24 protein-coding genes are annotated in these 20,470 nt (G+C 40.6%); 7 read left to right on the top strand and 17 right to left on the bottom strand.

The annotated features are described in order from the left end of the window. Positions 1 to 69 precede the first annotated feature (69 nt). Positions 70 to 924, top strand: a complete 855-nt coding sequence (folD, locus tag BKG94_RS02165) for a bifunctional methylenetetrahydrofolate dehydrogenase/methenyltetrahydrofolate cyclohydrolase FolD (protein WP_077433757.1) — start codon at positions 70 to 72, stop codon at positions 922 to 924. A gap of 41 nt (positions 925 to 965) precedes the next feature. Here the strand turns inward: folD and BKG94_RS02170 are convergent, their stop codons facing one another. The 4 genes from BKG94_RS02170 to rsmA form a co-directional block, all read right to left on the bottom strand. After that, the gene (locus BKG94_RS02170) at positions 966 to 2,300 is read right to left on the bottom strand and encodes an NAD(P)/FAD-dependent oxidoreductase (protein ID WP_077433759.1); all 1,335 of its coding nucleotides are present in this window, start codon (positions 2,298 to 2,300) and stop codon (positions 966 to 968) included. A 103-nt stretch (positions 2,301 to 2,403) separates the two neighbouring features. Next, entirely contained in the window at positions 2,404 to 3,024 is a 621-nt protein-coding gene (locus BKG94_RS02175) for an HI_0552 family protein (RefSeq protein ID WP_077433761.1), read from the bottom strand. An 11-nt stretch (positions 3,025 to 3,035) separates the two neighbouring features. Continuing rightward, complete coding sequence (apaH, locus tag BKG94_RS02180) at positions 3,036 to 3,863, bottom strand: bis(5'-nucleosyl)-tetraphosphatase (symmetrical) ApaH (RefSeq protein WP_077433763.1); 828 nt, start codon at positions 3,861 to 3,863, stop codon at positions 3,036 to 3,038. Between the two features lie 16 nt (positions 3,864 to 3,879). Beyond that, positions 3,880 to 4,743, bottom strand: coding sequence for a 16S rRNA (adenine(1518)-N(6)/adenine(1519)-N(6))-dimethyltransferase RsmA (rsmA, locus tag BKG94_RS02185; RefSeq protein WP_077433765.1), 864 nt, complete (start codon positions 4,741 to 4,743; stop codon positions 3,880 to 3,882). Positions 4,744 to 4,961: 218 nt separating this feature from the next. On the opposite strand from rsmA, the gene infA reads away from it, so the two are divergent. From infA to rplI, 5 genes are all read left to right on the top strand, one after another. Beyond that, entirely contained in the window at positions 4,962 to 5,180 is a 219-nt protein-coding gene (gene infA, locus BKG94_RS02190; protein WP_005627617.1) for a translation initiation factor IF-1, read from the top strand. A gap of 190 nt (positions 5,181 to 5,370) precedes the next feature. Continuing rightward, the gene (gene rpsF / locus BKG94_RS02195; protein ID WP_018355464.1) at positions 5,371 to 5,748 is read left to right on the top strand and encodes a 30S ribosomal protein S6; all 378 of its coding nucleotides are present in this window, start codon (positions 5,371 to 5,373) and stop codon (positions 5,746 to 5,748) included. After that, positions 5,735 to 6,061, top strand: a complete 327-nt coding sequence (gene priB / locus BKG94_RS02200) for a primosomal replication protein N (protein WP_077433767.1) — start codon at positions 5,735 to 5,737, stop codon at positions 6,059 to 6,061. The genes rpsF and priB overlap by 14 nt, the downstream gene beginning before the upstream one ends. Before the next feature lie 11 nt (positions 6,062 to 6,072). Further along, complete coding sequence (gene rpsR / locus BKG94_RS02205; protein WP_018355466.1) at positions 6,073 to 6,303, top strand: 30S ribosomal protein S18; 231 nt, start codon at positions 6,073 to 6,075, stop codon at positions 6,301 to 6,303. A gap of 15 nt (positions 6,304 to 6,318) precedes the next feature. Beyond that, positions 6,319 to 6,768, top strand: coding sequence for a 50S ribosomal protein L9 (gene rplI, locus BKG94_RS02210; protein WP_077433769.1), 450 nt, complete (start codon positions 6,319 to 6,321; stop codon positions 6,766 to 6,768). Between the two features lie 77 nt (positions 6,769 to 6,845). On the opposite strand, the gene folB is transcribed toward rplI, so the two are convergent. Next, on the bottom strand, positions 6,846 to 7,214 hold the full coding sequence (gene folB, locus BKG94_RS02215) for a dihydroneopterin aldolase (RefSeq protein WP_077433771.1): 369 nt from the start codon (positions 7,212 to 7,214) through the stop codon (positions 6,846 to 6,848). Between the two features lie 86 nt (positions 7,215 to 7,300). On the opposite strand from folB, the gene plsY reads away from it, so the two are divergent. Beyond that, entirely contained in the window at positions 7,301 to 7,900 is a 600-nt protein-coding gene (plsY, locus tag BKG94_RS02220) for a glycerol-3-phosphate 1-O-acyltransferase PlsY (RefSeq protein ID WP_077433773.1), read from the top strand. Between the two features lie 42 nt (positions 7,901 to 7,942). Here the strand turns inward: plsY and rpoH are convergent, their stop codons facing one another. From rpoH to BKG94_RS02280, 12 genes are all read right to left on the bottom strand, one after another. After that, positions 7,943 to 8,785, bottom strand: a complete 843-nt coding sequence (rpoH, locus tag BKG94_RS02225; protein ID WP_077433775.1) for an RNA polymerase sigma factor RpoH — start codon at positions 8,783 to 8,785, stop codon at positions 7,943 to 7,945. A 116-nt stretch (positions 8,786 to 8,901) separates the two neighbouring features. After that, a complete protein-coding gene (locus BKG94_RS02230; RefSeq protein WP_077433777.1) occupies positions 8,902 to 9,219 on the bottom strand; it encodes a DUF2322 family protein in 318 nt (105 codons plus the stop codon). 80 nt (positions 9,220 to 9,299) lie between these two features. Continuing rightward, positions 9,300 to 10,325 carry a UDP-N-acetylmuramate dehydrogenase gene (gene murB / locus BKG94_RS02235; protein ID WP_077433779.1) on the bottom strand — a complete coding sequence of 342 codons (1,026 nt, stop codon included), beginning with the start codon at positions 10,323 to 10,325 and terminating at the stop codon, positions 9,300 to 9,302. Between the two features lie 9 nt (positions 10,326 to 10,334). Then, the gene (narQ, locus tag BKG94_RS02240) at positions 10,335 to 12,038 is read right to left on the bottom strand and encodes a nitrate/nitrite two-component system sensor histidine kinase NarQ (protein ID WP_077433781.1); all 1,704 of its coding nucleotides are present in this window, start codon (positions 12,036 to 12,038) and stop codon (positions 10,335 to 10,337) included. Between the two features lie 118 nt (positions 12,039 to 12,156). Further along, entirely contained in the window at positions 12,157 to 13,374 is a 1,218-nt protein-coding gene (locus tag BKG94_RS02245; protein WP_077433783.1) for an MFS transporter, read from the bottom strand. Positions 13,375 to 13,559: 185 nt separating this feature from the next. Further along, a complete protein-coding gene (gene glmS, locus BKG94_RS02250) occupies positions 13,560 to 15,392 on the bottom strand; it encodes a glutamine--fructose-6-phosphate transaminase (isomerizing) (RefSeq protein ID WP_077433785.1) in 1,833 nt (610 codons plus the stop codon). 55 nt (positions 15,393 to 15,447) lie between these two features. Then, positions 15,448 to 16,221, bottom strand: a complete 774-nt coding sequence (locus tag BKG94_RS02255) for a DeoR/GlpR family DNA-binding transcription regulator (RefSeq protein WP_077433787.1) — start codon at positions 16,219 to 16,221, stop codon at positions 15,448 to 15,450. A 131-nt stretch (positions 16,222 to 16,352) separates the two neighbouring features. After that, positions 16,353 to 16,625 carry an HU family DNA-binding protein gene (locus BKG94_RS02260; RefSeq protein WP_077433789.1) on the bottom strand — a complete coding sequence of 91 codons (273 nt, stop codon included), beginning with the start codon at positions 16,623 to 16,625 and terminating at the stop codon, positions 16,353 to 16,355. A 147-nt stretch (positions 16,626 to 16,772) separates the two neighbouring features. Then, positions 16,773 to 17,363: a YjaG family protein gene (locus BKG94_RS02265; RefSeq protein WP_077433791.1), complete on the bottom strand. Its 591-nt coding sequence runs from the start codon at positions 17,361 to 17,363 to the stop codon at positions 16,773 to 16,775. A gap of 8 nt (positions 17,364 to 17,371) precedes the next feature. After that, positions 17,372 to 18,436: a uroporphyrinogen decarboxylase gene (hemE, locus tag BKG94_RS02270; protein WP_077433793.1), complete on the bottom strand. Its 1,065-nt coding sequence runs from the start codon at positions 18,434 to 18,436 to the stop codon at positions 17,372 to 17,374. Then, positions 18,437 to 19,237 carry an NAD(+) diphosphatase gene (gene nudC, locus BKG94_RS02275; RefSeq protein ID WP_077433795.1) on the bottom strand — a complete coding sequence of 267 codons (801 nt, stop codon included), beginning with the start codon at positions 19,235 to 19,237 and terminating at the stop codon, positions 18,437 to 18,439. Positions 19,238 to 19,429: 192 nt separating this feature from the next. Continuing rightward, positions 19,430 to 20,311 carry a pirin family protein gene (locus tag BKG94_RS02280; protein WP_077433797.1) on the bottom strand — a complete coding sequence of 294 codons (882 nt, stop codon included), beginning with the start codon at positions 20,309 to 20,311 and terminating at the stop codon, positions 19,430 to 19,432. Positions 20,312 to 20,470: the final 159 nt, after the last annotated feature.

A 20,470-nucleotide genomic window follows, 5' to 3' on the forward strand; every position in this document is an offset into this window, starting at 1 on the left:
TGATTTTGTAAATTTCCTATTGTTCGATAAAATGGCAAACGTTTACATTTCCATTATTAAGGACTTTTAATGACAGCACAAATTATCTCAGGAACGATGCTTTCCAAGCAGATAAAATCTGAAATTTCAAAAAAAATTAGCCATTATCGCAATGAAGATAAACGTGCCCCCGGGCTTGCCGTGATTCTCGTCGGCTCGGATCCCGCCTCTCAAGTTTATGTGGAAAGTAAACGTCGTAGTTGTGAGGAAGTCGGGATTAACTCTAAATCCTATGATTTGCCGGCAACAACAACGGAGCAAGAATTACTTACTTTAATCGACCGGTTAAATGCAGATGAAACCATTGACGGCATTTTGGTACAACTCCCTCTTCCAAAACAAATCAATTCTGAAGCTATTATCGAACGTATTGACCCGAAAAAAGATGTGGATGGTTTTCACCCTTATAACGTTGGGCGTTTATGCCAGCGTATCCCGACTCTACGTGCTTGCACCCCTTATGGCGTGATGAAATTATTGGAAACAACCGGTCTTGATTTACACGGTAAACATGCGGTTATTGTTGGTGCTTCAAATATTGTGGGTCGCCCAATGTCCTTGGAATTATTGCTTGCCGGTGCAACCGTGACGGTGACTCACCGTTTCACAAAAGATCTTGAAAATCACGTTCGCCAAGCCGATATTTTAGTTGTCGCTGTTGGAAAACCGAATCTTGTACCGGGCGAATGGGTAAAAGAAGGTGCTGTCGTTATTGATGTGGGCATTAATCGAATTGAAGGTAAATTAGTAGGTGATATAGGGTTTGAAGCCGCAGCTAAAAAAGCGAGTTATATTACCCCTGTTCCGGGTGGTGTAGGTCCAATGACCGTTGCAATGTTGATGTATAACACACTTTATGCCTACGAACATAATATTTCGGTATAACAAAAAAGTGCGGTCAAAAATGACCGCACTTTTACTTGTGATTAATGCAATTTCAATCTTGGTTTTAAATAACGATTAATTTTATCCACTAAGATAATCAATCCAATTTTAGTACAACCATGCAATGCATGTTGGTGCATACGATAAAGTGATACGTAAGCAAATTGTGCAAACTTGCCGTGTACTGTCAGTGGATTCTTGCCAAATTTATTGGTTAAACTGCCTAATGCAGTAAAGCTGGAAAGCGATACCAAAGTACCTTTATCATTGTATTTAAACGCCTTCAGCGGTTTATTATCAAAAATGGCAAAAATATTTTTCGCACAAGCTTTTGCCATCTGGTGTGCTGCTTGAGCACGAGGCGGTACCAATGTACCGTTGTCTTGAGTGAATGCCGCACAATCGCCGATGGCAAAAATACTCTCGTCCACCGTAGTTTGTAGCGTATCTTTCACCACTAATTGATTAGTGCGGTTAATTTCTAAACCATCAAAATTGTGGGTGACTTTTGAAGTTCGAACACCTGCCGCCCAAACGATTAAATCGGCTTTGATTTCTTCTCCCTCTTTTGTGATTAGCGTATTGGGTTGAGCTTCGGTAATCATCGTATTGAGCTTCACATCTGCGCCCATCTCTTTTAATTCATCCAAAACAGCAGCGGATAAATCTTCCGGTAACGCCGGTAACAAACGAGGACCGGCTTCGACTAAGGTTACTTGTAAACAGGCGTTATCAATTTTTCCATAGCCATAAGAAGATAAGTCTTCAGTGGCATGATAAAGTTCTGCGGTTAATTCCACACCCGTCGCTCCACCACCGACAATAGCAATATTGACTTTATTTTCATCCACTAACTTCTGTTTGAATTCTTCCTCACCAATATCGTCCAATGCCCGATTTTCTGAGAATTTCAAAAAGAGTTCCAAAACTTTTCGCTGAAAACGCAATGCTTGATCAGAGCTATCCAAGAAAATACAATTTTCCGCTACACCTTTAGTATTGAAATCATTAGATTTACTGCCAATAGCTAAAATTAAATAATCATAAGGAATGCGGCGTGCGATCACCAGCATATCCCCTTCTTGACCATAAATCGGGGCGAGCTCCACATATTTTTGTTCGCGATTGATACGGGTAATCGTACCTTGTTCAAAGCTGAAATGATGATTTTTACCATGCGCGCGATAGCTTAAAGAATCTACCCCGTCATCCAGAACGCCGGTTGCAATTTCGTGGAGTAATGGTTTCCAAAGATGAGTCGCATTGCGATCCACAAGGGTTATTTTCGCTTGCCCTTTGCGCCCCAGTTTATTCCCCAAAAAAGTCGCCAATTCAATACCGCCGGCACCACCGCCAACGACCACGACGTTTTTCATATTGCTCTCCTAAATAAAATATTGTTAAAAATGTTAAATCTTTGTAATGATAACATAAGTAAAGAAATGATAAGAAAAACTTTCACTAAAATGACCGCACTTATCAATGACAACGTTCATAAAGCGGTTGTAATCTCTGAATGGTACTCACGATAAAATTCACAGTATCGATATTCTGCAACGCATTCTTTTCAATATTTTGACCAATACACCAAAAATCATCATCGGAACGTAGCAATAAATCTTTTTCCTGCAACTGATTAACTTGACGGAAATCATCGTATTCACTTTCATCTCCGCGCCATATATCCCAATCGGAAAACATCTGAAAATCGAATTCATCCAGCCATTGATTATATTGTTGCAGATTAATTTGTGAACGCTCCGCTCGGTAGCAATGCCAATCTAAACTCACCGATAGACGTCGGCGATTTAGCAATACGGAAAAAATTGCTGCCGAATTTTGGTTAAACTCATATTTAAAATAAGCAAAAAAATGCGCTCGGACTTGCCAACCGTTTGTCCAACTTTCGATATGGGGTTTTGCAAAAGGTGCGTCGAGTTGTTTTGCTACGGCTTGAATAATGGCTTTCCAATTATCCCAATGGTGTTTGTAATTGGCTTTGATTGAAGGGATTTCTGCCGGACAAAATTTTTTCATTTGTGCGAATTGATAAAAAGGAATCTCAAAGAGTTCGCATGATTCGGCAGTAAGGGAAAGCATGATATGTCCCCTTAGAAAATACGGTAATTTTTAACCGCACTTTGCGTAAAGTATTGTTTATCTTCCCAACGTAACATCGTCATTCTGTTGTTCCACACACAGCCCGTATCCAACGCATAAATCCCCTTTGGTGTCGGCTCATCGACTAAACTTGCCCAATGTCCGAAAATAATCGGGATTTCTTGATAAAGAGGATTATTCAAGTTAAACCAAGGGGTTAATTCCGCCGGTGCATCTTTAAGCGGAGATTTACAAGCAAAATCAAGACGATGATCCCAATAACAAAAACGCATACGGGTAAAAACATTAATGATATAACGCAGACGAGCGAGCCCTTCTAATTCAGGAGACCAACGATCCGGCTGCTCCGCATACATATTTTCCAATAAATTTCGGATATCTCCATGTCTCAGTATATTTTCGACTTCTTCTGCACAATTTTTTGCCGTGACAAGATCCCAATCAGGGGAGAGACCGGCATGGCACATGACAAAATTTTGTTTTTCATTATGTACAAGCAAAGGTTGATAACGTAGCCAGTCTATCAACTCTTCAAAATCCGGTGCTTGAAAAATACGCTCTACCCGATCCTTTGGTTTCACTTTTTTAATACCAAGTGCGGTAGAAATTAAGTGTAAATCGTGATTGCCTAAAACCGTTTGAGCCACATTACCCAGGGATTTCACAAAACGCAAACATTCTAGCGATTTATCCCCTCGCGCGACTAAATCCCCCACAAGGTATAATTTATCCTGCGCAGGTTCAAACGCCACTTTTTCCAGCAAAAGTTGTAATTCATCATAACAACCGTGCAAATCGCCTACAAAATATGTCGCCATGTTAACCGCTCTTTAATTAATCATCCGTATCAATAATTTCCGGTTTATTAATTTCTTCCGGAGGATTATCCGCCAACCAATTCGCCAAACGGGCGTAATCCGCAATAGAAAGATTTTCCGCACGTGCATTTAAATCGATTCCAAGTGCGGTCAAATTTTCTGCTGAAAATAGCGTTGACAGTGCATTACGTAAAGTTTTACGGCGTTGATTAAAAGCTTGTGAACATACTCGGTTAAGCCAATATAAATCTTTCACCGGGTGTGGTAGTACTTGATGAGGAATTAAACGTACTACGGCTGAATCCACTTTGGGCGCAGGTTTAAAGGCAGTTGGCGGTACTTCCAATACAGGCATCACTTGACAAAAATACTGTGCCATAATAGTTAAACGCCCGTAAGACTTACTATTCGGTGCGGCGCATAAACGTTTTACCACCTCTTTTTGCAACATAAAGTGCATATCTTGGATAATGTCGTGATATTTAAAAAGATGGAACATCAATGGAGTAGAAATGTTATAAGGCAGGTTTCCAAATACACGTAATTTTTGCCCTTTCTCCGCCAAATTCTCTTGACGATAAAGCTCGCCAAAATCAAATTGCATCGCATCATTTTCAATTACAGTAATTTTGTGATGTAAAAATGGGTGATGACGTAAACGTTCGGCAAGATCACGATCCAGTTCCACCACGGTCAAATGATCGACTTGTTCCGCAACAGGTTCGGTTAATGCACCAAGCCCCGGCCCTATTTCCAGTAAAAATTGATCCTTTTGCGGATAAATCGCCGCAACAATATTTTGAATCACATTGTTATCGTGCAAAAAATTTTGTCCAAACCGTTTGCGGGCTGTATGCCCTAAGTGTTTTTTTGAGCTCATATTCTTCTATCTTTTATCAAAGTGCGGTTATTATAGAACGTGATTTGGGTTTGTAAATCATTGAACTATTGAATCCTTCCCGATATAAAAAGGTTATTTTTTCAACACAACTTGATTTTCACCTTTCACCTCAACGCAAAAACGGCTATAATCCGCCCGTTTTTCTTAAATTACCGCAGAAAGTGCGGTCAAAAAATCAGTTATTTTTAGAGGATACAATGGCAAAAGAAGATTGCATTGAAATGCAAGGTACAATTTTAGAAACATTACCTAATACAATGTTTCGTGTAGAGTTAGAAAACGGTCATGTCGTGACCGCTCACATTTCCGGCAAAATGCGTAAAAACTACATTCGTATTTTAACCGGTGATAAAGTGACAGTGGAAATGACGCCTTACGATTTAAGTAAAGGACGCATTATTTTCCGCAGCCGTTAGTTTTTATGGAAAAAGAAAACCGATATAAATTATCGGTTTTTTCTTGCCTAAAAAAACTGCAAATTGGTTGCAAAAAACAAAAATTCCGATATAATCCGCAACCCTTAGTCACATTCAATTTTTCGTTCCTTGCCTTTGCAGATTGGTGACTAATCTACGTCAAAGGCTGATTAACCCGTAAGGAGCAGTAATGCGTCACTACGAAATCGTGTTTATGGTTCATCCGGACCAAAGCGAGCAAGTACCAGGTATGATTGAACGTTACACAGGTTCTGTTAAAGAAGCCGGTGGTCAAATTCATCGCCTAGAAGATTGGGGTCGCCGTCAATTAGCATACCCAATCAATAAATTACACAAAGCACATTATGTGCTTATGAATGTAGAAGCGCCTCAACAAGTCATCGACGAGCTAGAAACGACTTTCCGTTATAACGATGCTGTATTACGCAGTCTTGTTATTCATACTAAGCACGCCGTAACAGAAGCGTCCCCAATGGTTAAAGCAAAAGATGATCGTAAAGCTTTAGCTGAAGTTGAAAACAACGATTTTGAGGATGCTGAAGAGTAATTCAAAAGTTGATAATCGCTTTTCATTAATCGGCACAGTTTGCCAATTACCAAAGCGATATAAAAGCCCTAATGGCATTGAACATTGCCAGTTTTGGTTGGAACATCGTTCCGAGCAGTTCGAAAGTGGTTTATCACGCCAAGCGTGGTTGAAAATGCCCATTCAAATTAGTGGCAATCAATTAGTAGAAAAAACTCAAAGCATTACGGTCGGCAATCAGCTATTGGTTGTGGGTTTCATCACCTCACATAGAACTGCAAACGGTTTAAACCAATTAGTTTTACATGCCGAGCAAATCGAATTTATAGATTAGGAGACAGCCAAATGGCACGTTATTTCCGTCGTCGTAAGTTCTGCCGTTTTACAGCGGAAAATGTTGTAGAAATCGATTACAAAGATATCGCTACATTAAAGAACTACATTTCTGAAAGCGGCAAAATTGTACCAAGCCGCATTACCGGTACTCGTGCGAAGTACCAACGTCAATTAGCCCGTGCAATTAAACGCGCGCGTTATTTAGCGTTATTACCTTACTCTGATGCACATCATCACTAAGAAGGAGAAGGTCAAATGCAAGTTATTCTTTTAGATAAAATTGCTCACCTAGGTAATGTAGGTGACCAAGTAGATGTTAAATCAGGTTTTGCCCGTAACTTCTTAATCCCACAAGGTAAAGCAGTGATGGCAACTAAAGCAAACATCGAACACTTTGAAGCACGTCGTGCTGAATTAGAAGAAAAAGCGGCTAAATCATTAGCAGCTGCGATCGACCGCGCAGAGCGTTTAGAAGCGTTAGAAAAAGTAACTATCACTTCTAAAGCCGGTGATGAAGGTCGTTTATTCGGTTCTATCACTACCCGTGATGTAGCTGAAGCAGTGAGCGCTGCCGGTGTTGAAGTGGCGAAAAGCGAAGTTCGTTTACCAAACGGTCCAATTCGTACCCTTGGTGATCATGATGTTCGTTTCCAACTTCACAGCGAAGTGTTTGCATCATTGAACATCGTTATTGTTGCGGAATAATTTATCCGTAAACAAAAAACCCGACTTCGGTCGGGTTTTTTATTGCTAAGTGCGGTAAAAATTTTTGTATTTTTTATTTATTTTATCTCTGCCGACAAAGTACCACGCTCAATAACAATCCCTACACTTTGAGCCTGAGCCACCGCTTTAGGTTTACTGAGTTTCAAACGAAGCCACGGAATAGAAAAACGTTTTTGTAACTGTTCAGCCACCTCATAAGCCACACGCTCAACAAGCAAAAAGGGCTTTGCTTGTACATAATCTAAAGCAAACTGGCTGACTTCCGCATAATTAAGGCAATACTGTACGTCATCGGTTTCTGCCGCTTTTTGACAATCCCACGCCATTTCAATATCAAACACCAGCTTTTGTTTAATTTGTTGCTCCCAATCATAAACACCGATTTGAGCAAATACCGTTAATTCTTCAATAAAAATACGATCCATATCAGATTCTCCTAAAATTATAGTAGGCGTATGCTAGCAAGTTTAGGTAAAATAGCGAGGAAATTTTGTCATTCTGGGGGGATTAAATGAGCCTATTCGCTATTATTTACATGATTTTTGCCTATCTCCTAGGATCGATTTCCAGTGCAATCTTAATTTGTAGAATAGCAGGCTTGCCTGATCCCCGCCAATATGGCTCTCATAATCCCGGAGCAACGAATGTATTCCGTATTGGAGGACGTTGGGCTGCACTTACCGTTCTCATTTTTGATATTCTAAAAGGTATGTTACCGGTTTGGGCCGGTTACTACTTGGGATTAACTCAATTTGAACTGGGTATGATCGCACTAGGCGCTTGCCTAGGTCATATTTTCCCTATTTTCTTTCGATTTAAAGGTGGGAAAGGGGTTGCGACCGCATTCGGTGCCATTGCACCAATAGCATGGGCTGTCGCGGGATCTATTTTTGGCACTTGGTTTATTGTCTTTTTAATCAGCGGTTATTCTTCCTTAAGTGCTGTTATCACCGCATTACTTGCTCCTTTTTATGTATGGTGGTTTAAACCTGAATTTACTTTTCCCGTCGCACTGGTAAGCTGTTTATTAGTTTACCGACATCATGATAATATTCAGCGCCTATGGCGTGGACAAGAAGACAAAGTATGGTCAAAACTAAAGAAAAATTAAAAAAATCTGCCATTTGGCAGGTTTTCTTTTTTTAAAATCTCATTAAAAACTCACCGCACTTTTCAGCTTTTTAAGCGCATTAGCTTCCAGTTGGCGGATACGTTCTGCAGATACATTATATTTTGCCGCTAAATCATGTAATGTCGCTTTGTTATCATCTAACCAACGAGCTTTAATAATATCCTGACTACGTGCGTCAAGACTTTGCAATGCGTGACTTAGCTGCTCTGTCGCTTGGCTTTCAAAATTTTCATTCTCTAATTCTGCGGCAAAGTTTGAGCTTTTATCCTCTAAATAAAGCGATGGCGAATAAGTTTCTTCACTATCATCTGTTGGTAAGTCAAAACCCACATCTGCACCTGTCATACGAGATTCCATCTCGATCACATCTTCTTTCGATACACCTAATTCATTTGCCACCATATCCACTTCATTTTCATTAAACCAACCTAATCGCTGTTTGGTTTTACGCAGATTGAAAAATAATTTTCGTTGTGCTTTTGTTGTCGCAACTTTCACAATACGCCAGTTTCTCAATACATATTCGTGAATCTCAGCTTTAATCCAATGCACCGCAAAAGAAACCAAGCGTACGCCTACTTCCGGATTAAAACGTTTTACCGCTTTCATTAAGCCGATATTGCCCTCTTGGATCAAATCTGCTTGCGGTAAACCATAACCGGAATATCCCCGTGCCACATGAATGACAAAACGAAGATGGGACAATACTAATTTTTTAGCCGCTTCAATATCACCGTTATAATATAAACGTTCCGCCAGTTCCTTCTCTTCTTCAGCTGTCAGCATTGGATATTCATTTGCCGCACGAATATAACCTTCTATACTACCTTGAGGAACTAGCATCATTTGTGTTTCTTTATCCATCTCTTTCCTTCTTTCTAGCACTGCCAATTAATAATTTTTGTTATAGCACAATAAAAGGTTTTATTGAACTAATTTGCTCTTTAAGACAGGTTTTACCTATTAAAAGTTCAATTGATTTAGTTATTTTTTAACACTTCAAGTTCTAAAACCAAATCTTCATCAATTACTTTGAAAAGTAGATCAATATTCGGGTGTTTACCCGGGTTTTCTTTCGCATCTTCTACATGCTCTGCAAACCATTCTATCCCCTGTAGCGCTGAAGTGCGGTCTAATTTCCCATTAAATTTTTCCGATAACGCATTATAAAGGCGCAATGACCCTAATTTTCCCGCCACTGCAGGAATATTGTGAATAATCTCATTATTTTGCTTTACATTTAATCCCGTTAAATGCTCAACAGATGGAAGCGTATCTAAAATATCTTTAAAATTCATTTTATTTTCCTTTAATGGATAGGAATCTTTGTTCATCCAGTTAATACACCGGCAAATTTTACCACTTATGCACTAAAAAATTAAGTAATCGCCTTCTCGCTATCGATCTCACCCTTTGCTCCAATGAAACGGACTTCAGGTTGGAGATAGACAGCAAATTTTTCCGCCACCTTTTGGCGGATATGATGCGCAAGTTTCACCACATCTTCCCCTGTCGCATTACCTTCATTAATCAGTACTAATGCCTGTTTTTTATGCACTGAAGCACCACCAATTTTAAAGCCTTTAAGATTACATTGATCAATTAACCAACCGGCAGCCAGTTTTACACGCCCATCAGGCTGTGGAAAGTGCGGTAGATTTTCATTGAGTTTTTGTAGTTCGATAAACAGCTCTGTGCTCACCACCGGGTTTTTAAAAAAGCTTCCCGCATTGCCAAATTCATCCGGGTTCGGTAATTTACTTTGGCGAATATAGCAAACCTCATCAAATACCTCTTTCGCTGTTACATTTTCTCTACTAAAATTCGCAAGCGTGCCGTATTCCAATACCGGTTGCCAATTTTTTGGCAGTTTTAACCCTACTGCTGTAATCACGTGATCATTTCGATAGCGGTGCTTAAAAATACTTTCCCGATAACCAAACTCACATTCTTCTGCCGTTAATCGAAATGGCTTGTTTGTGACCAAATCCAACACATCGACATAATGGCAGACATCTTTAAATTCGACCCCGTAAGCACCGATATTTTGAATAGGCGCCGATCCGGCACAGCCCGGAATCAGGGCAAGATTTTCTAATCCTCCGATACCTTGTTCAAGCGTGTATTTCACCAAATTATGCCAATTCTCACCGGCATTGACATGGAGATAGTGAAAGCGATCATCTTGCTCATATGTAATACCTTGCAATCGATTGATGATAACGACTCCATCAAAATCTTCGACAAAAAGCATATTGCTACCTTGCCCGAGTAAGAGTACAGGGAGATTCTGCGCCTTTGCTTTAGACCAAGCCTGTTTCAGTTGTTCAAGATTTTGTACTTCTATAATCTCATGCGCATTCGCAGAGATATGAAAAGTGTGAAAAGGTTGTAAACTTTTCATTGTTTTTCCTTAAAATAATTTTTGCGGCAACGTGATTTTAACCTGTGTACCGCCCTGTTCACGACGACGAATAGTTAATTCGGCATTGAGCTGACTACAACGTTCCGCCATAATATTCAATCCATAATGACCTTCAGGTTCATCTAGACTTGGAATACCCACGCCATTATCCTGAATGAGAATTTCGTACTCACCTTCTGCGTTGGTATGAGCAATAATATCAACCGTGGTTCCTTTTGAATGTTTAATCGCATTTAAAGTAGCCTCACGTACGACTTGCAGCAAATGGACAAGTTGCTGAGGATTCAAACTTTGTGATGGAAGCTGGCTATTTACACTCAATTGCATATTGGTTTGAGCACGCAAAGAAGCAACAACTTGTTCCAACGCTAATTGTAAATTAGCCTCTTGTACTGTTAGACGGAAAGTTGCGAGCAACTCACGCAACTGTACATAACCGCTGGAAAGCGCTTGTTCAAAACTGGCAATAATCGCAAAACTTTCCTGTTGAGCCGATTCACTATTCTTCTTCAAATTATGTTTCAACAAAGCAAGCTGAATCTGTAAAAAAGACAGCACTTGAGCCAATGAATCATGTAACTCCCGAGCAATAATGGAACGCTCTTCCATTAATAAAAGCTGCTCTTGCTGACGTTGATTTTTGTGGAAATACAAAGCCCGTGCTAACATTTGCGCCAAATTTTGCATCATTCTAGGATCCGGACAAGGCAGACCGGCTTGCCATGACAGTATGCCTAGTGTCTCATTTTCCACTTTCAACTCTTGTGTTTCTAAACTCTGATGCGCTCTTTTCTCTCCTAATACAATATCCCAATGTTCAGCCCCTAGCACTGCCAATTCAATATAGCTCAAATGCTCGCTGAGAAAAATTTGATGCAATACTTGGTTAAGAATTTTATCATTAATTGCATTCACTGTAAGTAATTGTGAGCTTTGGTAAAGCGTCGATAAAGAGCGGTTGGTTTGACGTAATTTTTGAGTTTTTTCATTCACCGCATCTTCCAAACGTGAATACAATTTACCTAATTCCGTTGACATTTGCGTAAACACACGTGCCAACGTACCAAGTTCGTTATCATTTCTCGTATCCAATGGGATATGGTTAAACTGGCGCATTTGTACTTGTATGCTGGCACGTGTCAGCAATTTGAGCGGTTTGACCACTTCACGCTGAGTAAACCAAATTACATAAGACACCATTCCCACAATCAGCAACATAGAAAAACACAATACAGATAAGGCAAAAAACCATTTTTGTTCGCTAAAACGTTGCAGTTCAAACACAAAATAATCCACCTCACTTACATAATCCGTCAGATTTTGGCTATATTGCTGAATATTATTTTGACGGGCAAAGGTTTCCATTTCTGCCCAACGTGCAAGGATCGTTTGATAGGATTGTTTCACTATGTCCGGTGTAAAAAGCTGATGTTGAATATCCACCAAACTTGGAGCATGGAGGCTTTTTTCATAAAAACGCAAGTTTTTCTCAACAGTTTCCGGTTGTTTTTCCATCAAGTACAGCAGACGGTAACTTTGCATACGCAACGAGCCGGAAACGTTAATCGCTTCCGCGTCAGATTTATTACTTGTCATAATTGCCAAGCTTAAAGAACTGATTACGCCTGCTACAATAATGATAAGAAAAAGATACTTCGCAATACGTAAAGAAACAGAACGAGTAATTTGCACAAGAATACCTTTATGAAAAAACTCGTGCTAGTTTAGCATAAAAACGCACAGGCTTTTAAATAAGAAATCCGCCTTTTAATAAGACGGATTTAAAAATAAGCCTAAAATCAACCGCACTTTATTGTAATGCTTTGCCTTTTAGTTCGGGAACAAGGAAAATGGTGGCGACCATATCAATCACATAAATAATTGCCAAGAATGCAATGGCAAGACTGAATGAGTAGGCGGAAACAATCGCCCCCACGACAACCGGTCCAAACCCACCTACCGCACGTCCTAAGTTGAACAACACATTCTGTGCCGTCGCACGCGCTTCTGTAGGATAAGCTTCTGCCATTAACGCGCCATAACCGCCCATCATACCGTTTACAAACATGCCTAAGAATGCACCGGCAATCAACATTACAGTTGGATCCGTGAGTTGTGAATAAGCCACAATACTGATTACTGCGCCAAGTTGGAATAATAAGAAACTCGGTTTGCGTCCGATTTTATCGGCAAGGCGACCAAAAATCCAAATACCCAACATCATTCCGCATACGGTAACAGCCGTCCAAATCCCCGATTTCGTTAAACTAAAGCCGAGTTGTTTAGAGAGAAAATTTGGCATCCAGATCATAATCCCGTAGTAACCAAAATTTTGCACGGATGTCAGTACAACCACCCCTAAACTGACTTTCGCCGTTGCTTTATCTTTCACTAAAAGCTTAAAAGATTCCAATTTTGATGTTTTTTGTGCGGAAAGTGCGGTCTGTTTTTGAGTAAAAATTTCAGGTTCGTGTAAACGGGCCCGTAAATACCATGCCACAAATGCCGGAAAAATACCGAGAATAAACATACCACGCCAACCGATATAGGGTAGCAATGCCGGCGTTAATAATGCCGCACCTAATACCCCCACTTGCCAGCCTAAAGCCACATAAGAGGCAGCTCTGGCGCGATGACGTGCCGGCCAAGCCTCAATAGCAAGCGCCATACCGATCCCAAACTCACCGCCTAAACCAATACCGGCAATCGTGCGATAAATTAATAAATCCCAGTAACCTTGGGCAAGGGCACACAAACCGGTGAAAACAGCAAATAATACAATCGTCCAGGTCAGAACACGCACACGACCATATTTATCACTTAATGCACCAAATACAATACCACCGAATACCGCACCGATTAATGTCCAAGTGACAAGTGATCCTGACTGAGCCGGTGTAAGATTAAGATCAGCAGAAATAGCGCTGAGCATAAAACCAAGAATAAGTAAATCGAAACCGTCCATTGCATAGCCGACGGCAGAGCCAATAAGGGCTTTCCAGCCATATTGATTGACTTTAGTTGTCATATTGATGTCCTTTTACTACTCACAGGTAGTGTTTAAAGTGGAGAAAGGTGATGTAGTGAGCGGCAAAATTATCTACGCTCAAAACTGGGGGCGTAGTTTAAAGAATCTTTTTATTTTAGGCAAATAAAAAAGCACGAAAATGATATTTCGTGCTTTTAAAAAACAGTGATTAAATCAACCGCACTTTATTCAACGGTTACCGCTTTTGCAAGATTACGCGGCTGATCCACATCCGTCCCTTTGATTAAAGCCACATGATAGGACAACAACTGCATCGGCACGGTATAGAAAATCGGAGCAATGATTTCATTCACTTTTGGCATCGTAATAATTTTCATGCCTTCCGTTTCAGTGAAACCGGCCTCTTTATCCGCAAAGACGTATAATTGACCGCCACGAGCGCGTACTTCTTCAATATTTGATTTCACTTTTTCTAATAAATCATTGGTTGGAGCCACCACAATTACCGGCATATCTGCATCAATTAATGCTAACGGACCATGTTTTAGTTCACCCGCCGCATAGGCTTCCGCATGAATGTAAGAAATTTCTTTTAATTTCAAAGAGGCTTCCATGGCGATCGGATAATATTCGCCACGCCCTAAGAACAAAGCATGATTTTTCTCAGCAAAATCCTCTGCAAGAAGTTCAATATCTTTATCAAAAGCTAAACTTTTTTCAATATCTGCCGGGAGAGAATTCAATGCTTTAACAATTTCTTTCTCTTTTTCATCGGAAATATTACCATTGAGTTTACCGATTGCAGTCACTAACATGAGCATTGCGGCTAATTGAGTAGTAAAGGCTTTTGTCGAAGCAACGCCAATTTCCACGCCAGCACGAGTCATAAACGCAAGATCAGATTCGCGCACAAGAGAAGAGCCTGCGACGTTACAAATCGTCATTGCCGCCATGTAGCCTTTTTCTTTTGCTAAGCGAAGGGCGGCTAAAGTGTCAGCCGTTTCACCGGATTGAGAAAGCGTGAGTAATAAGCTGTTTGGACGAGTGACAAATTTGCGATAACGGAACTCAGAGGCGATTTCTACATCACAGCTCACACCTGCCAGAGCTTCAAACCAATAACGTGCGACCATACCGGCATTGTAAGATGTACCACAGGCGACAATTTGGATATGCTGTACTTTCTCTAAGATGTCTTTCGCCCCATTGCCAATAGACTCCACAATCACGTTATTGTGATTGATACGGCCTTCCATCGTATTGATAAGTGCGGTCGGTTGTTCAAAAATTTCTTTTTGCATAAAGTGACGGAATTTACCTTTCTCCGCTGCATCATTTTCAAGATTGGATTCATGTACTTCACGCTCAACCTTGTTACCTTTCGCATCATAAATATCCACGGTACGACGGGTAATTTCCGCAATATCCCCTTCTTCTAAGAAGATAAAACGACGGGTTACACTGAGTAATGCCAGCTGGTCTGAGGCTAAGAAATTTTCCCCAATCCCTAAACCAATCACTAATGGACTACCGGAACGGGCTGCCACCAAATGTTCCGGATGATTGCGATCTAGCACCACCATACCGTAAGCTCCGGTAAGCTGTTTCACTACTTTTTGCACTGCTTCAAGTAAAGAATCCGTGCTACGCATTTCCCATTCCACAAGATGAGCGATCACTTCAGTATCGGTTTGTGAAAGAAACACATAACCACGGGATTTTAATAATTCACGCAATTCTTCGTGATTTTCGATAATACCATTATGTACCACAGCAAAATTGCCGGAAACGTGAGGATGCGCATTCGCTTCCGAAGGTTCGCCATGGGTTGCCCAACGAGTGTGTGCAATACCCGTTCCACCAATTAACGGTTTCACTGCAACGGCTTCATCCAATGCCTTAACCTTACCCAAGCAACGAACACGTTGTAATTCATGCTGTTCGTTGACCACCGCCACACCGGCTGAATCATAGCCACGATACTCTAAACGGTGTAATCCATTGATTAAAATTTCTGCTACATCACGTTGCGCAACTGCACCTACAATACCACACATAAGTTTTCCCTATTTACTCACTAATTTGAAAAATAATGATAATTTTGACCGCACTTTATACGCAGATCACGTCCACGCCTTGTGCCAAAATCGCTTGTTTATCTTGTTCTGACAGCCCACTATCGGTAATCAACACATTTATTTGCTGCCAAGTTAACTCTAAATTAGGCATTTTTCTGCCAATTTTTTGGGATTCCACCATCACAATCACTTCACGAGAAACTTCCGCCATAACTTGGCTCAAACCAACTAACTCATTAAATGTCGTTGTTCCCCGCTCTAAATCAACACCATCCGCACCAATAAAGAGTTGATCAAAATCATAAGATCGCAATACCTGTTCCGCTACTTTGCCTTGGAAGGATTCTGAACGGGTATCCCAAGTTCCGCCGGTCATCAATAATGTCGGTTCATTCTCTAAAGCCCGAAGCTCCGTTGCCACTGAAAGAGAATTTGTCATCACAATTAAGCCTTGTTTGCGATTAAGCTGCCTAATCAATGCCGCTGTGGTGCTACCGCTATCCACAATAATACGATTGTGATCACGAATACATTCTGCCGCAGCCTTAGCTATGACAAACTTTCGTTTCGAAAGTTCTTCATTTTCGTTTTCATCAATAATCTCTTTCGGCATTAAGATCGCACCGCCATACTTACGTAATAAAAAACCGCTACTTTCTAATGCGCTTAAATCCTTACGGATAGTCACTTCTGATGTGTCAAGTAATTGAACCAGCTGCTCTACACTCACTTCACCTTGCTGTTGCAAATACTGCATAATTGCGTGTCGGCGTTGTTGTGTATTGCGTGGTTGAGTGACTCGTTTCATTTAATGACTCTTAAAATATGACGGAATAAATTTCGGTTCGAAAGATTATAGCAGTTCAATACGTTTGTAAAGAAATTTTAGTCAATAAAAAACCCTGCTCAAGGCAGGGTCTATAGCAATTTATGCATCAATTATTTGATTGCGTCTTTTAATGCTTTACCAGATACAAATGCCGGCACTTTAGATGCCGCAATTTTAATTTCTGCACCGGTTTGTGGATTACGGCCAGTACGCGCTGCACGTTGGTTCACTTTAAATGTACCGAAACCAATTAATTGTACAGGCTCACCTTTTTTAAGGCTTGCAGCGATTGCTTCTAAAGTAGCTTCTAATGCTGCTTTAGCTTGTTTTTTATTTAGCTCTGCAGCACTTGCAATTGCATCAATTAAATCTGTTTTGTTCATAGACTTTACCTTTCGTTAAATTTAATTTGTTTCTTTAATAAAGCGCGCCACCAAGCATTCAGCCTAGGCAACAACAGCTTTGTAAAGGATAATCCAACTTTCAATGAAATAAAAGTAAGATTTTTTAAATTTGTGATAAATCTCACGTTATTGATTAAATTTTATACCAATATTGGATATCCCTTCAGTTCTAATCTCGTTTTTTAGATCCAAAATCAGGGCAATATCCCGTTTTTCACATTCTTTTAACAAACGATAAATTTGCCACTGTACATCCAATTCAGCTTGAATATCCTCGCTTTCTTTGAGTTCACTTTCAGAAAAATGACGGCTGTTTTCCGTTTCCAATAATGCCGTAATCGTCCCCAAAGAAATGTGGCTGATTTTGACCGCTCTTTCTAAAGTTTCTCCCGCAATAATTCCATGCAAAATCTCAGCCAACGCTTCGCAGGCATCAAGTGCCGGTACCACGCCAAAATTGTCATAATCGTTCACATCAGGAATAATGTTTTCCAATTTTTCCAGCTGGTTCTCAAAATTAATTTTGCAATCTTTTACGGTTAAATATTCCCACACAAGGTTGAGAATATTTTGGTAGATTTTGCCCTCGTCTTCCATCTTGTTCATTTGGCAGAACAATTTGAAATTCGGCATCATACGCTCGCACAATGCCGCCATAAAAGTTAAATGCTGCCAGCTTTCAAGGTTTTCCAGGCGTTTATGAATAGGGTTTCGCATCTTATTTTTTATTTATGATAGATTTTAGAATATTCGTGAATCGCATCCACAAACACTTTTGGTGCATCTTCCGGTACATCTTGATGAATACCGTGCCCCAAGTTAAACACGTGGCCACTACCCTCGCCAAAATCTGCTAAAATTGACCGCACTTCTTGTTCAATCCGTTCAGCCGGTGCGTAAAGTACGCTTGGATCCATATTACCTTGTAAGGCAACTTTGTGTCCGACACGGGCTTTTGCCTCCGCTAAATTGACCGTCCAGTCTAAACCGATAGCATCACAACCGGTGTTGGCAATAGCTTCAAGCCATAGCCCGCCGCCTTTAGTAAAGAGAGTGACCGGCACTGTACGCCCTTCATTTTCACGAATCAAACCATCAACAATTTTGTTCATGTATTGAAGAGAAAAATCCAGATACTCACGATGACCCAATACGCCACCCCAAGTGTCAAACACCATCACAGATTGTGCGCCGGCTTTAATTTGCCCGTTAAGATAGAGAATCACTGCATCTGCAAGTTTATCCAATAACAAATGCAATGTTTGCGGCTCTGCATACATCATTTTTTTGATTTTACTGAAAGTTTTACTGCTGCCGCCTTCGACCATGTAAGTGGCGAGCGTCCACGGGCTACCGGAAAAGCCGATCAGTGGAACTTCACCATTTAGTTCACGACGAATGGTGCGTACTGCGTTCATTACATATTGCAACTCTTGTTCCGGATCAGGAATCGGAAGATTTTCAACCGCACTTTTATTTTCAATCGGTCTGGCAAATTTAGGACCTTCGCCGACACCAAAACTCAAACCTAACCCCATCGCATCGGGAATGGTTAAAATATCGGAAAATAAAATCGCTGCATCAAGATCATAACGGCGGAGAGGTTGTAAGGTTACTTCACAAGCTAAATCCGCATTGCGACAAAGGGACATAAAATCCCCTGCTTGCGCGCGCGTCGCTTTATATTCCGGCAAATAACGCCCCGCTTGGCGCATCATCCACACCGGTGTGTAATCCACGGATTGGCGTAATAAGGCTTTTAAATAGCGATCATTTTTTAATACTGACATTTAGGTTTCCTTTTTGTTATCTGCCACTTTACAAAGCTCAAGCGTAGCATGAATTAATTTTCGTGCGATAGTACCTGTTGGAGGTAATTCTGGCAAGGGCTGATGATAAGAAAACCATTGCGCATCATGAATTTCCGTTTCCTGTAAAGAAATCTCACCACTCTCATAATCAGCTAAAAAACCTACCATTTGTGAATTGGGAAACGCCCAAGGTTGGCTACCGAAATAACGAATATTTTTAATCCGAATCCCCGTTTCTTCAAAGACCTCCCGATGGACAGCCTGTTCAAAGCTTTCCCCGACTTCAACAAAACCGGCAAGGGTGGTGTACATTCCACCACCGGGCTGATAATGGCGTTTATGATTGGCGAGTAAAATCTGTGTATCACGGCGTACTGCAACAATAATGGAAGGGTGAATGACGGGGTAAGTGCGATAACCGCAATGGGTACACTGCATCGCAATCTCATCTTCCGTTTGACGATTGGAATGACCGCACTTGCCACAAAATTGATGGGTCTTCAGAAAATGGTTAATTTCCACCCCACGACTTAACAAATAAAACTTTTCCTCCGGAAGAAAAAGCAAGTCCCTTAAACTAAAATATTCTCGTTGATCATCCTGTTGTTCTTCAATAAGCCATAATGGCTGTCCTGCCCATTTGCCAATTAGCATACCTTTTAAATTTTCAAAACCAAATAATGCGGCATTTCCATAAGGTAATTCGCCATTAACCAAATATAAATTGGAGCCCCGTGTGAGAAGCCAATATCCGGAATCTGTGACTTTAATATTGTGCATAAAATATCCCCCAAAATAACCGCACTTTTTTTGATTATTTTACCAAGTTCCAAACCTACAAGCTTCGTTTTAATTCACAATGAGATTTTCCCAGAAAACAATATGCCATATAACAGAGAAAATATAAAAACTAAAAGGGTAAATCCTTAATAGAATTTACCCTTAAATTTAAGCACGCAGGCTTATCATTTTTTAGTTTAAACGTCCGAATTTACCGGTTTGCACATCGTTAAAAGCTTCAACAATTTGCTCGCGGGTATTCATCACAAACGGACCGTAGCCCACAATCGGCTCATTAAGCGGTTCACCGGTAAGAATTAACAATTTAGCTTCATTGTTAGATTCAATAAGTACATCGGCACCACCACGCTCGAAAGTCACTAACTCGCCACGGCGCGCAACCGCCTCTCCGCCAACTTGGAGCGTTCCCTCTAATACAAGAATAACCACATTATGACTTTCCGGCACGCTAAAAGTATGTGTCGCATTTGCATTCATCGTGGTATCCCACATATTAATCGGGCTAAACGTGCTCGCCGAACCCGTTGTTCCTAATAATTCACCGGCAATCACACGTACTTGCCCTGCATCATTAGGCAATTTCACGACCGGAATATCTGCCGATTTAATGGCTTGGTATTTCGGCGTGGTCATTTTATCTTTTGCCGGTAAATTCACCCAAAGCTGCACCATTTCGAATAAACCGCCTTCTTTAGCAAATTTTTCTGAGTGCATTTCTTCGTGCATCACACCGGAGCCTGCCGTCATCCATTGAACATCGCCGGTACCGATTGTTCCACCGCCACCATGAGAATCACGATGAGACACTTCGCCTTGATAAGCAATCGTCACAGTTTCAAAACCACGATGCGGATGCTCTTCCACGCCACGTAAATCAAATTCTGAATTATCACGACGACCGCCTTGGAAGAATTTTGGTGGGTTATAATCCATTAAAAGGAACGGATCAAGATTTTTATCTTTATCGTTATAACTAAACATTGACGCCACATGGAAACCATTACCTACCCAGTGTTTTTCCGGTGCACTAAATACATTTGCTACTTTTTTCATATAAAGCTCCTTAATTTATTGTTAGAACCTATCGTTCTGTTGATGGCGTGCATTATATACTTCACAAAATTTGAATAAATAGCGCTTTAGTTAAAATATAATTTACTAATAAGAAAAAATAGTCCCAATGATATGAATAAATTTCAATAAGCTAAAAAG

The sequence above is a fragment of the Rodentibacter ratti genome, from assembly GCF_002000485.1.
GTDB classification, from domain to species: Bacteria; Pseudomonadota; Gammaproteobacteria; order Enterobacterales; family Pasteurellaceae; genus Rodentibacter; species Rodentibacter ratti.